The organism is Persicimonas caeni, assembly GCF_006517175.1.
GTDB lineage: Bacteria > Myxococcota_A > Bradymonadia > Bradymonadales > Bradymonadaceae > Persicimonas > Persicimonas caeni.
Genome location: NZ_CP041186.1, coordinates 3,750,748 through 3,764,467, shown reverse-complemented (window position 1 = coordinate 3,764,467; position 13,720 = coordinate 3,750,748). Strand labels below are relative to the sequence as shown.

Annotated in this window: 7 protein-coding genes; 3 read left to right on the top strand and 4 right to left on the bottom strand. The window is 66.1% G+C overall.

Annotated features, from left to right (window positions below; translation table 11 throughout):
* Nucleotides 1-147 precede the first annotated feature (147 nt).
* Complete coding sequence (locus FIV42_RS30515) at nucleotides 148-705, top strand: ComEA family DNA-binding protein (protein ID WP_174769507.1); 558 nt, start codon at nucleotides 148-150, stop codon at nucleotides 703-705.
* Between the two features lie 209 nt (nucleotides 706-914).
* On the opposite strand, the gene FIV42_RS14000 is transcribed toward FIV42_RS30515, so the two are convergent.
* The 3 genes from FIV42_RS14000 to FIV42_RS13990 form a co-directional block, all read right to left on the bottom strand.
* A complete protein-coding gene (locus tag FIV42_RS14000; protein WP_141198294.1) occupies nucleotides 915-4,016 on the bottom strand; it encodes an efflux RND transporter permease subunit in 3,102 nt (1,033 codons plus the stop codon).
* A complete protein-coding gene (locus FIV42_RS13995; RefSeq protein WP_168210637.1) occupies nucleotides 4,013-5,215 on the bottom strand; it encodes an efflux RND transporter periplasmic adaptor subunit in 1,203 nt (400 codons plus the stop codon). The genes FIV42_RS14000 and FIV42_RS13995 overlap by 4 nt, the downstream gene beginning before the upstream one ends.
* 206 nt (nucleotides 5,216-5,421) lie before the next feature.
* Nucleotides 5,422-6,732, bottom strand: coding sequence for a TolC family protein (locus FIV42_RS13990; protein WP_141198292.1), 1,311 nt, complete (start codon nucleotides 6,730-6,732; stop codon nucleotides 5,422-5,424).
* Between the two features lie 230 nt (nucleotides 6,733-6,962).
* Here FIV42_RS13990 and FIV42_RS13985 point away from each other — a divergent pair, with 230 nt between their 5' ends.
* Entirely contained in the window at nucleotides 6,963-9,326 is a 2,364-nt protein-coding gene (locus FIV42_RS13985) for an FG-GAP-like repeat-containing protein (RefSeq protein ID WP_168210636.1), read from the top strand.
* Nucleotides 9,327-9,493: 167 nt separating this feature from the next.
* Nucleotides 9,494-11,308: a hypothetical protein gene (locus FIV42_RS13980; protein WP_141198290.1), complete on the top strand. Its 1,815-nt coding sequence runs from the start codon at nucleotides 9,494-9,496 to the stop codon at nucleotides 11,306-11,308.
* A 192-nt stretch (nucleotides 11,309-11,500) separates the two neighbouring features.
* Here FIV42_RS13980 and FIV42_RS13975 read toward each other — a convergent pair whose 3' ends face one another.
* Entirely contained in the window at nucleotides 11,501-13,606 is a 2,106-nt protein-coding gene (locus FIV42_RS13975; protein WP_141198289.1) for a thioredoxin domain-containing protein, read from the bottom strand.
* Nucleotides 13,607-13,720 lie beyond the last annotated feature (114 nt).

Below are 13,720 nucleotides of genomic sequence, written 5' to 3'. Positions count from 1 at the left end.
CCCCCTCCAGCACCCCACCACACCCCGATTTCCAAAAAAGTACGCAACGATTTTCCATTTTTGCCGAAAACCGTAATGAGGGGGACGAAAGCCCCTCGATGGTAAACGGCAAACTGAAACTGACTTCAGATAGATGGAGAATCGAAAATGCGTATCGAAACCCTGTTGATTTCGCTCTTTGTGTTCGCTTTTGGAAGCGTTGGCTGCAGCCAACCCGAGCCGGTCACCGCGGAGTACGAGCCGGCCGACTGCAACTGCGTCGAGCAGACGAGCACCGACAAACCGCCGGCCGAGACCCAGGGCCTGGCCGACGAGACCGACGAACCGACCGCGGTCGCTCAGGCGGGCGAGATGGCCTTCGCCGGCCCCGCCGAAGAGACGGCGGACCACGCGCCCACCGATCTCGCAGCCGAGCCCGACGAGTCGGCGCCCGCCGCCTCGGAGACCGACGCTCCCCCGAAAGCTGAAAAGAAGAACAACGCCGGACCCACCGGCGTGGTCAACCTGAACACCGCCTCGATCGACCAACTGATGGCGCTGCCAGGCGTCGGCCCGTCGCTGGCCGCACGCATCGTCGAGTTTCGCCAGAAGCGTCGCTTCGAGGAGCCGAAGCATCTGCTGAGGGTGCGGGGTATCGGTAAGGCGACCTTTGCGAAGTTGGCGCCGATGTTGGCGGTGAGTGGGCCGACGACGTTGGCGAAGTAGCGAGTGGCGTCTGGGCCCATGAGGCCCCCCATCCGTCCCGCGCAACAAGACGCGCGGGACACCTTCCCCGAGGGGAAGGGATGCCTTAGCGCGCCTGAACCATGTAGCTTCTCGCAACAGCATCCCTTCCCCCGGGGGAAGGTGCCGAGCGCGAAGTGCAGCGCGAGGCGGATGGGGGTCGACAACAAGCTACGCCTTGCTTTACGAGCCTACGCCTGACTGCGCGCCCTCTTCTCCCGCCAACCCTCCACCCAATTGTAAATCACCGGGATCACCACCAACGAAATCGCCGCCGACACGAACAACCCGCCGATCACCGCCCGCGCCAGCGGCGCCTGGGTCTCGCCGCCCTCGCCCAGGCCGATCGCCACGGGCATCAGGGCGAGCATGGTGGTGGCGGTGGTCATCAGAATCGGGCGCAGGCGGCGGCGCACGCTCACACGCACCGCCTCGAGCACGCTCATCGAGCGCTCTTCGCGCATCAGGTTGATGTAGTCGATGAGCACGATCGCGTTGTTGACGACGATACCGATGAGCACGATGCAGCCCAAGAACGACTGCATGTTGAAGGTGGTGCCGGTCGCCGCGAGCATCGCCAGGACGCCGATGGCGGCGAACGGGATGGAGAACATGATGTAGAGCGGCTGCAAGAAGCTCTCGAACTGCGAGGCCATGACCATGTAGACGAGCACGATCGCCAGCAGGATACCGACGAGCAGGCTCGAGAAGGTCTTCTTTTGCTCTTCGGACTCGCCTTTGACGAGCACGCTGAAGCCCTCGGGCATCTCCATCTGACGGATCTTGTCGCGAAGCTCGGTCGTCAGCGAGCCCAGGTCGCGGTCGCCGGTCAGGTTGGCGCGCAGGTCGATGACGCGGCGCTGGTTCTCGCGGTCGATCGTCAGCGGGCTTTCGGTCTCGCGGACCTCGACCACCTCGCGCATGGGCAGGCTGCCGACGCCCGGCAGAACCACCGGCGCGTCGAGCACCGCTTCGATCGACTCGCGGTCCTTCTCGGACAGCCGCACGAGCACGTCGAACTCGTCGCCCAACGCGCGGAAGACCGTCGCGCGGCTTCCCTGCACGTACGTCTGAATCTGGCGGGCGACGACCGCGGGCGTGACGCCCAGGCGGCCGAGCTTTTTGCGGTCGGGCACGATCTGCAGCTCTTTGCCGCCGGGCTGGCGGCTGATGCGCGCCGAGGCGATCCCCTCGGTCGACTCCATCATCTCTTTGACCTCGAGCGCCAGCTTGTCGCCGGTGTCCATGTCGAAGCCGCGCACCTGCAGCTGCAGGCGATCGCCCCCGCCGCGCATGATGCGCAAGATCCACAGGCCGCCGCCGGCGCGCACGCGCACGTCCGCCCCGGGCGTCAGCCCGGTCACCATCGAGCGAATATCATTGGCGATCTCCTCGCTGCTGCGATCGCGCTGCTCGGGATCGACGACCTTGATCTCGATGCTCGCGCTCTCCTCACCGCTGCTCGACCAGAAGCCGGGCGTGCCGATGATGGTGCGCATCGACTCCATCTCGGGGATCGCCTCGGGCACCACCGCCTCGATCTTGCGGATGGCCCGCTCGGTCACTTCAATCCGCGTGCCCACGGGCATGTCGAGGCTGATATTGACCTCGCTCTGGTCCTCTTCGGGCATCAGCTCGGTGCCGATATGCGGCACGAGAAGCAGCGAGGCGCCCAACAGGGCGGCCGCGCCGGTGAGCGTGATCTTGGGGTGCGACAGGCACCAGTCGGCGAGGTTGCCGTAAGTGCGCTCGAGGGCAGCCAGAAACGAGCCGACCAAGCCCTCGTCACTCGTCATCTTGCTCGACTTGGTGCTCAGGAATTTGGCCGACAGCATCGGCACGAGCGTCAGCGCCACGGCCAGCGCGCAGATCAGCGCGAAGCTGACCACGAACGCCATCTGACCGAAGAAGATCGACGCCAGACCGGTCAAAAAGACTACCGGGATGAACACGACCAGCGTGGTGGTCGTCGACGCCACGATCGCCGTGGCGACCTCGCGCGAACCGTCCACGGCGGCCGTCTCGGGGTCGTCGCCCTCCTCGAGCTTTCGGAAGATATTCTCCAGAATGACGATCGCGTTATCGACCAGAAGGCCGATGCCGAGCGCCACGCCGCCGAAGCTGATCAGGTTGAGGGTAATGTCGAAGTAGTACATCAGCGTGAAGATGCCGATGACCGAGATCGGGATCGCCGTGGCGATGATCAGCGTCGAGCGCACATCTCGCAGGAAGAACAAGAGCACGAAGATCGCCAACAACGCGCCGATGAGCACGCTCTCCTGCACGTTCGAGATCGAGTCCTCGATATATTCGGAGGTGTCCTCGAGCACCGTGAGCTTGGCGCGCCCCTCGTAGTCGCGGTTGATGCCGTCGAGCTCGGCGATGACCCGCTTGGCCACCGTCACGGTGTTCGAGCCCGACTGCTTGTTGACGCTCAGCCGGATGCCCGGCTCGCCGTTGACGCGCACCACATTGGTCGGCTCCTCGTAGGTGTCGACGATGCGCGCGACATCCTTGAGGAAGATCGGGTTCTGCGAGCCGTCTTCGCCGGTACGAAGGTCGACGACGACGCTCTCGAAATCCTCGACCTTTTCGGCCTCGCCCACCGAGCGCAACAGCACGTTGTCGTCGAATTGCTCGACCACGCCGGCGGGGACGTTGCGGTTCTGCTCGCGAAGCGCGCTCACCACCGTCTGCGGGGCGAGGTCGAGCGCTTTGAGGCGCTCGGCGTCGAGCAAGATATGGATCTGGCGCTTCAGACCACCGCGCACGTCGACGCGGGCGACGCCCTCGATGCGCTCGATGCGCGGGCCGAGCTCCTGCTCGGCGAGCTGGCGAAGCGCCGGCTCGTCGAGCTCGCCCGACAGGCCCATATAGAGCACCGGAAAGCTTCCCAAGTCGAACTTGTAGACGACCGGGTTTTCGGCTTCTTCGGGAAGCTGTGATTTGACGCGCTCGACCGCCGCGCGCACGTCGTTGAGCGCGGTGTCGAGGTTGGTACCCCACACGAAGCGAAGCGCCACGCGGCTTCGGCCCTCGGCCGACAGGCTCTCGATGCGATCGATGCCCTCGATCGTGCTGACCGCCTGCTCGATGGGGCGAGTGACGATCGTCTCCATCTCCTCGGGGCCTGCGCCCTCGTAGGTGGTGACCACCGAGATGCTCGGAAAGTCGATCTCGGGCAGGAGGTCGACCTGCAGGCGCGTAAACGACACCGCGCCCAAAAAGATCAGCCCGAGGAAGAACATCGTCGTCAATACGGGCCGGTGAACTGCTGCCTTGGGCAGGTTCATTGCTTGCCTCCCGCCTTCTGATCCTTCAACGACTGAACTTCAGTGCCCGGCTGCAGCTTCTCGAAGCCGCGCAGCACGATCGCCTCGCCGCCCTCGAGCCCCTCGACCACCTCGACCTGCTCGCGGCCGCGCAGGCCGATGAGAAGCGTCTTCTTCTGCGCCTCGCCCCCATCGGCCGTCCACACGTACGGCTTGCCGCCGCGCTCTTCGAGCAGCGCCTGCTTGGGCACGGTCACCGCCTCGTCGCGGCTGCCGAGCTCCAATTGCACCTGGGCGTACATGCCGGGGCGCACCCGCTCGGCAGCTTTGGCCTGCTCTTGTTGGTCTTCACCGGAGGCCGGCGCGAGCTCCACGTCGACACGCAGCATGCGCGTCTTCGGGTCGATGGCCGGCGCGATGCGCGCGACCTTGCCCGCGATCGCCTCACCGCCGAGCGCGCTGATGCGCAAGGTCACCGGCTTTCCGAGAGCGATGTTGCCGCTATCCTGCTCGGGCACGTTGACCCGCAGGTAGATCGCATCGTCGCTCACCAGCCGAAACACCGGCTGGCTCGGCCCCACATAGGTGCCCAGGTCGACATGCCGCGCGGCGACCTTGGCGTCGAACGGCGCGCGCACCTCGGTGTTGCGCAGGTTCTCGCGCGCTGTCTGCAGCCTGGCGTTGTTCTGGTCGAGCGTCGCCTTGGCCACGGCGATCTTCTGCTTGGCCCCGCGAAGCTGCGCCTCCAAGTTCTCGATCTCGCGCTCGGCGATGAGCTGCTTGTCGAGCAGCGGGCGCTTTCGCTCCAGGTCCTTCTCGAGGTTCTCGGCAGCCACCTCGGCCTCCCCCACGCTCGCCCGCGCCATCTCGACGGCCGCGCGCGCCTCGCGCACCTTTTGCAGGTAGGCGGTCCGGTCGACCTTGGCCAACACGTCGCCCTTCTCGAGCTTGTCGCCGATATCGTAGTCGAGCTCGACGATGCGCCCGCTCACCTCGAATGCGACCTCGGCCGACCGCTCGGCGGCAAACTCGCCGGCGTAATCGCCCTGCACCGCAAACGGGCCCTTCTGGGCGGTCGTCGTCTCGACGAGCACCGCCGAGTTGACCTTGAAGCCGCCCTTCTTGCCCGCCGACGAAGCCTTGGCCTCCTCGCCGGCGTCACAGGCGCCCAGGAGGCCGCAGATAAGAATGAGTGCGAATGTGCTTGTATATTTTTTCATAAGTCGTTTCACGTCAGTCGTCGACATCTTCCTCTCCTCCCGTAGCGCAAGCGAAGGGAAGGAAAGCACTGGAGAGAGGGAGTCGTCGACATCTTCCTATCCTCCCGTAGCGCAAGCGAAGGGAAGGAGATGACCGAGGAGAGGACTCCCTCTCCGCAAGCGTAGCGCAGTGGAGAGGGACCGAGGGAGAGGCCCCTTTCCGTCTCTTATTCCACCCCCAACAACCCCACCAAATACCGATACTCCGCCGCCGCCACCCGCGCATCGAAGATGCGCCGGTTGAGCGTCGTCTCGGCCCGAAAGAGCGTCTCGGATGCCTGAATCACGTCAATATTTGTGTCGAGCCCCTGCTCGAACCGTTGCTGAGCGGTCTCGTAAGCCTGGCTCGCCGCCTCGACCTGCTGGCGGGCGACCGCCACGGCAGCGTCGGCCGTCTTCCAATCGCGAAGCGCCTGTCGCACGCCCACCCGGGCCTGGCGAAGGTCGCTCTGGTACTGCAGTGTCTCTTCTTTGACCTGCGCCTCGAGCGCGTCCAGTTGCGCATAGCGCGCCCCGCCGTCGTACAATAGCCAGGTGGCCGACAGCGTCATCGACCAGGTGAACCCGTCGGGGTTCGAGAACGCGCTCTCGGGGCCGGTGCGCGCGTCTGCCCGAAGCTCGACCAAGGGGAGAAAGCTCCACCAGATGGCCTCCTCACTGAGCTCGACCGCCCGGATCTGGTTTTTGACCGCCTTGAAATCGGGGCGTTCGTCGATCCGCTCGAGCGGAGCCGCCTCGGGCGGCGTCGGCAGCGCCGCGTCGTCGACCCGGGCGCGAACGGACGCGCCGGGCTCGCGGGCGAGCAGCGCGCCGAGCGCGTCGTCGGCGTTTCCGCGCAGCGCGCGCGCCTCCAACAAGGCCTGCTTGGCCTCGAGCATCTGCGTACGGGCCCGCTCGACGTCGAGCTTGACGGCGATCTTGGCGTCCAACAGCGCCTGGGCCCGCTCGAGCTGCGCCTGGCGAAGCTCGAGGGTGCGCTGGGCGATGTCGACGCTATTTTGGGCCGCCGCCAACAGGTAGAACGACTGGCGCGCCTCGAATAAAAGCGTACTTCGCTGCCACTTCGACAGCGCCTGCGTGGCCTCGAGCAACTCACCCGAGCGCTCGAGCAGCGGGTAGCGCGTGCCGTCGAAGATCGCGATCGACGCGCGCCCCGACGCTGCCCAATCGTATTGCGGGCGCACCTGCCGGCCGCCAAAGTCGATCTCTTCGCCGTAACGTGTGCCGCTGGCGCTCAGTGCGATCGACGGCAACAGGGCCGCCCACGCTTCGCGCCGCGCCGCGCGTGCCTGCTCCACACGAGCCTCGGTGATCTCCCAAACCTCGTTCTCTTCGGCGACCTCGACGAGCACCGTGTCGAGGCCCAGCTCTTGCGGTGCGGCCTGCTCTTGAGCCCACGCGGTGCCGGAGGCGAGCAGCGCCGCGGCCAGCGCGCACACAGTCGACGTCGTACATCTTTGGAGCGAGTACTTCTTCATTTAATGTCGAACTATCCAAACGTACAATGAGTAGAGCGCGGCCCGCTGGCCGGAGAACGATCGGGGGCCTGTGTTAAACGATGCACCTTGTCGCGTGCAAGTTACAGCCAACGCAAATCGCATCCCGGCGTCGCACCGCGACAAGTTTCGTGGTATGGTTCGCACGCTTTTCGCTGCGAGAAAAAAGCAGACATTGACTCTCTATGACGCCGAAGAAGAAAATGGCCACCATGAAGTTCAAACTAAGCCTCGCCGCCGCCGTATTCCTTGCAAGTTCGACGGCCTACGCCGAACCGGGTGACGCCTCGGAGAAGACGCAACCCAAGCTGGAGACGGCCGCCGACGCGTCGGTGCTCGTGCGCGACCTGCAGGACAAGATTCGACAGGCCCGGCTCGAGCAGGACAAGCTGCGCGGCACCGCTCTTCCGGACGGGGTCGCCGACAGGCTGTCGGCTCATCGCGCGATGACGCCGATGAACAACGACCAGCCGCCGGCCGACAGGTTGGTCTGGAAGCACGACTGGGAGCTCGACCACGCCAGCACCGACACCCTGTTCGGCTGGACGATGCACACCGCCGGCGACATCAACGGCGACGACTTCGACGACATGCTCGTGGGCGCGCCCAACGGCGACGGGGCGGCGTATCTGTTCCACGGCAGCGCCGACGGCCCCGCCGACGCAGCCAACTGGATCGAGGGCTCGCCGCAAGAGGACGCCCAGTTCGGCTACGCGCTGGGCTCGGCCGGCGACATCGACGGCGACGGCTTCGACGACGTGGTCATCGGCGCGCCGTTCTACAGCGTCAACCCCGACGAAAAGCAAGGCGCCTTCTACATCTACCGCGGCAGCTCGGCCGGCCTCTCCACCGAGCCCGACCGCGAGTACATCGGCCAGACCGTCGAGGGCCAGCTCGGCCTGTCGGTCGCCTCGGCCGGCGACGTCAACGGCGACGGCTACGTCGACGTCATCGTCGGCGCCCCCGGCCCCGGCGCCGGCGGCACCGCGTTCATCTACACCGGCGGCGTCAACGGCCTGAGCCAGGCGCCCACCTTCACCATCGAGGCCCCCGACAACAGCGGCCAGTTCGGCTTCTCGGTCGACGGCGCCGGCGACGTCAACGGCGACGGCTACGCCGACGTCATCGTCGGCTCGCCCGCCTACACCGCAGGCGAGCCCGCCGAGGGCGCGGTGTTTCTGTACCTAGGCAGCGAAAACGGCCCCTCCGAGACGCCCGACTGGCAGGTCGAGTCCGACAGCCGCGAGGCCTTTTTGGGCTACATGATCGCCGGCGCCGGCGACATCAACGGCGACGGCTACGGCGACATCATCGCCGGCGCGGCCGGCTACACCGGCCCGGTCGGCGAGGACGAAGAGCCCCTGCAATACGAGGGCGCCGTGTTCGCTTACCTGAGCGACGGCACCACCCTGGAGGCCACCCACTCCTGGAAGATCGAGGGCAACCGCCAAGAGGCCTTCTTGGGCAAGGACGTCTCCGGCGGCGGCGACGTCAACGGCGACGGCTACGACGACGTGCTCATCGCCAACGCCCACTTCGGCCTGGTCTCCTACGGCGGCGAGCTGTACCTGGGCGGCGAGAACGGCCTGAGTCCCGACATCGCCTGGCAGGCGATCTTCGAGGGCAACTCGACCATCGGCCAGACCGCCCACATGGTCGGCGACATCAACAACGACGGCTTCACCGACATGCTGTTGAGCGCCCCGGAGCTGACCGACATCTACCTGTACTTCGGCGCCGGCTGCTTCGACGCCGACTGGGACAACTTCACCGCCCCCAACCCGATCTCGTGCCCCTCGGGCGACGACTGCCACGACCTGCACGACACCGCCTACCCGGGCGGCGAAGAGATCTGTGACGGGCTCGACAACAACTGCGACGGCACCTTCGACGACGGCTGCGACGACGACGGTGACGGCTACTGCGACGACGACATCGAGGCTTGGGCCGCCGGCGGCCTGCCCCCGATTTGCCCCAACGGCCTGGGCGACTGCGACGACGAAGACCCCGACCACAACCCGGGCAGCCCCGAGCTGTGCAACTTCAAAGACGACGATTGCAACGACCGCGTCGACGAGGAGCCCAAGGTCTGCGGCGAAGAGCAGATCTGCGTGCAGGGCGGCTGCTTCGCCGAGTGCACCGCCGACGCCGAGTGCGCCGAGGGCCAGAAATGCTACGGCGGCCGCTGCGCCGCCGACCCCTGCGAGGGCATCATCTGCCCGGAGACCCGCGAGGAGTGCTTCAACGGCACCTGCCAGGTCGCCTGCAAGATCGAAGCCGAGTGTCGCTTCGACGACAAGCAGTGCATCGCCGGCCGCTGCGCCGCCGACCCGTGCGACGGCGTGCTGTGCGGGTCGAACGAGGTCTGCGACAACGGCACCTGCGTCGACCCCAACGCCGGCGGTGAAGACGCCGGCGGCGATGCAGGCGGCGCCGACGCGGGCACCGGCTCGACCGACGGCTCCAACAAAAAGGACGACGGCGGCTGCTCGACCACCCCGGGCGGCGTGCCCGGCTCGGGCATGATGCTGGTCTTGGCCGCGCTCGGCGGCCTGCTGTGGCGCCGACGGTCCTAGGAGGCAGTGCTTCTAGCGCTGGAACCTTAAATTGGAGGCAGCGCTTCTAGCGCTGGAAAGCCGGGGCTTCGGGCCCCGGCTTTTTTGCATTTTGAACAACGTTGCCCCACCCCACCCTGTTCGCTACAGTAAACAAGAATTTCCCAACACCACCTGGGGGTAGATAGATGTTTGTATGGAAGCAACCCACCCGACTCGCCGCCGTCGCCCTGTGCGCCGGCCTGACCATGAACTGCGGCGCCTGCGAAGATACCAGCGGCGGCGACCTCATCGAGAACAACGCCCTGCCCGACGGCGGCGAGCTCTCCGACGGCTCGCCCGACGGCGACGACGACGATCGCTTTGGCGGCGATTTCTACGACCCGGAGACCGGTGTCGGCCAGCTCGTCAGCGAGACGATCCAGCCCAAGATGGACATCCTGTGGGTCATCGATAATAGCACCTCGATGTGCGAGGAGCAGGCTGCGCTGCGCCAGAACTTCTCGCGCTTTGCCAACCAGCTCGTCGCCGAGGGGGTCGACTTCAACCTGGGTATCACCACCACCCACATGAGAGAAAACTTCCCGGTGGAGACGGTCGCCAAACCCGGCGAGCTCCAGTCGACGCCGCAGCCGATTCCGAACTACATACCCACGTGCCACGGTGATGTCGGAGATCCCGATGATCCCAACGATGGCTACGCGTATATCCGCGATCGCATCGAGACCGCCGTGGGCTGCGCCAAAGATCCGTCGGCGTGGCAAGACCTTCTGGATATCACAGACGAAGAGATCGCCTGTCACCTCAACCGCGAGTGCGGCGGCCCCGAAGATCTGTTTCCCAAGGCCGACGAGGACGGCGAGTCGCCGTACCGCGAGACCCCAAAGGTCGTACGCTCCTCGTACTACGACGCGGCCAACAAGGTCGACGTCGAGCGCATGAGCCGCGATTTCGCCTGCATGAGCCTCGTCGGCACGCGCGGGTTTCCCATTGAGAAAGGCCTCGGCGCCGCCGTCAAAGCCGTCTCGCCGGAGATGACCGGCGGCGCGGCCGAATCGCCGACCGACGACTCCGCGCCCAACCACGGACTCGTGCGCCAAGACGCCGAGTTCGCCCTCGTCTTCGTCACCGACGAGAACGACTGCACCCACGACGGCACCCTCCCCGAAGACTCGATCTGTGCCGGCAGCATTTGCGAATTCGCCAACCGACCCGACGACACCGACAGTCCGCTCATCGACCCGACCGAGCTCGCCGCGCAATTCGCCAATAACTTGAGCGCGACCAAGGGCCGCGAGATCGACGAGACCGAGGTCACCGTCGCCTCCATCCACGGCCGATGGAAGCGCTACGGCGCCACCGACGCCTACCCCGAAGCCACGCCAATCGACGTGGACGAGTGCTCCGAGATGGAGGACCGACCCGGTCTAGACCGCTCCGTACAACCTGCGTGCGACTCCGAATTCGGCACCGCCTTCTCCGGCGACCGCTACGAGCGATTCGCGCGCAACTTCTCGCGCAGCTACCCGCAGGTCGACGGCGAGCATATGCCTGGCTTGATCTGCCAGCCGGATGCGATCCCCGACACCCTCGAAGCGATCGGCAGCGCCAGCGCCTCGGCCGCCGCCGTCTGCATCACCCGCGAGCTGCACGCCTGCGAGGGCGACGCAACCGCCTGCCCCGATCACCGCTTCGGCGACGCAGCCCCGAGCTGCGCCCCGGGCCCCAATGACCGCCCCTTCTGCGACAGCGCCGTCGAGCTGCAACTCTTCGCCGGCATCCCGGGCGCAACTCTCACCGACACCGGCTACTGCATCCCCGACAGCATCGACGCCGACGGCCTCGACGGCGGCTGCGTCGTCAGCCGCGACAAGTACCGCCTGGCCACGTGCAACTCGGCCGAGGGCGTGCGTTTTGTATGGGAAAACCCGCAGGAGGCGGTGACCACGCTGGACGGGTATTACGTAAAGCTTCGGTATTTGACTGATGCTTATGGTGAGTAGCGACGATGCCCCCGAGGCGGCCACGTCGACCGCGCCCGCGCCCGCGACCCGCAGTCAAAGCAGCAAGGAGTCCGCCACATCGATGTAGCTCCGAACGGGCCGCTTGGGTCAACTCATCGTAGAAGGGAAAAACGACCTCACTGCTGGAAAAAGGCGGGGCGCGGTCGCGGGCACGGTCGCGGTCACGGGGTGTCACCCACCCAACTGCCCCTCCAACTCCCCCACGTCCGTCGTCGGCTGCTGACATGCCCGTTCGAAGCACACATACGCCGTCGGCTTGCCATCCTTCGCCTCGCGCGCCTCGACCAGCGGCACCGCCTTCGCCCAATCGTCCAGCCCACGCCCGTCGAGGCCGGCCATCACGCGCACCATGTTGGGGACGTAGCTTTTGCGGAGCACGTCGCGCATCTCCTCCGACTCGCCGTCGGGCTCGATCAGCACCACCTCAGTGGGGCCCTCGGTGTGGAAGTCGAGGGCCTGGAGCATCTCGCTCATGCCGGTGGGGATGCGACCCATCTTGGCGTACAGGCTGCGAAGGGCCTCGTCGGCCAGGTCGCGCAGGTCGGTGCGGCCGCGTAGTTCGGCCAGGCGTAGCAGGTTCATGACCGCGATGGAGTTTCCGGAGGGCGTGGCGCCGTCGTAGGTCTCTTTTTGGCGCACGATCAGATTTTTGTGGTGCTCGGCGGTGTAGAAAAAGCCGCCGGCCGGGTCCAAGAAGAGCTCGACGCTGCGCTGGACGAACGACTCGGCCTGCTCGAGTCGGTGCAGGTCGCCAGTCGCTTCGAACAGGTCCATCAGCGCGGCGGCCATCCAAGAAAAGTCGTCCAGGTAGCCCGGGAAGCGCGCGCGCCCGTCCTTGTAGGTGCGCATGAGCCCGAAGTCGCTCTTCAAGTCGCCCTCGACCATTTCGTCGAGCACGAAGTCAGCGGCGCGCTCGGCGGCGCGCACGTATTTGGGCTCGTCGAAGGCAAAGCCGGCCTTGGCCATCGCGCCGATCATCATGCCGTTCCAGGCGGCCAAGATCTTGGTGTCAGTGCCCGGGCGCGTGCGCTGCTCGCGCGCCTCGAAGAGCTTGTCGCGAATTGCCTGGATATCGCCCGGCACCCGGTCGAAGGCGGCCTCGTGGCCGCGCTTGTCGAGGTGGTGCAACCGGTTGAGCGCCGATTGACCGTGCTCGAAATTGCCTCCCGGGGCGACGCCCCAGTACTCGGCGGCGCGCTGGGCGTCGTTGACGCCGAGCACCGCCTCGAGTTCGGCGGGTGTCCACACGAAGAATTTGCCCTCCTCGCCCTCGGTGTCGGCGTCTTGGGTCGAGTAGAAGGGCTGCTTGTCCTCGCGCGAGGTGTCGATCATTTCGCGCAGTACGTAGTCGAGCGTCTCGCAGGCGATGCGCCGGTAGAATTGGCGCCCGGTCGCCTGCCACGCCTCGACGTAAGCGTCGGCCAACAGCGCGTTGTCGTAGAGCATCTTCTCGAAGTGCGGGATGAGCCACTTGGCGTCGACCGAATAGCGGTGGAAGCCGCCGCCCAACTGGTCGTACATGCCGCCCGAGGCCATGCGGGCGAGCGTCACCTCGACCATCGCCAACGCCTCTTCGCGCTGGTCCTCGTCGGCGTTCAAGTCGCCCCACACGTGCAACAGGAGCCGAAGCTGCTGGCTCGGCGGGAATTTTGGCGCCTCTCCGAAGCCGCCGTGCTTGCCGTCGAAGGTGCGCTGCATCTCCCCGAACGCCGCCTCCACCGGCTGGCGATCGAGCCGCTCGCTCGTCTTGCCCGGCTTCTCCATCGAGGCGAGCCGCTCGGTGATCCGCTGGCCGACGTCCTCGATCTTGTCACGGTCGTTCTCCCACGCGTCGATCAACTGGCCGAGCACGTCCATGAAGCCCGGGCGCCCGTAGCGGCTCTCGGGCGGGAAATAGGTCCCCGCATAAAAGGGCGTCAGGTCGGGCGACAGCCACACGCTCATCGGCCAGCCGCCCTGGCCGGTCATCACCTGCACCGCGTTCATGTAGATATTGTCGAGGTCGGGCCGCTCCTCGCGGTCGACCTTGATGGACACGAAATGCTCGTTGAGCACGCGCGCGATGCGCTCGCTCTCGAAGCTCTCGCGCTCCATGACGTGGCACCAGTGACACGCCGAATAGCCGATCGACAAAAAGATCGGCTTGTCCTCGCGCCGCGCCTTTTCGAGCGCTTCGTCACCCCACGGATACCAGTCGACCGGGTTGTGGGCGTGCTGCAACAAGTACGGGCTCGTCTCGTCGGCGAGGCGATTGGTGTGGGTGTGGTCGTTGGTCATGGCTTTGATTGGGTTGGGGGGTCGTGGACGTGGGGGAAGCTATGCACGGGGCTGGGTGAGCGTAGGCGGATAGGGGGCACCATAAAGCAACGCACCACATGTCAGACCTCAACC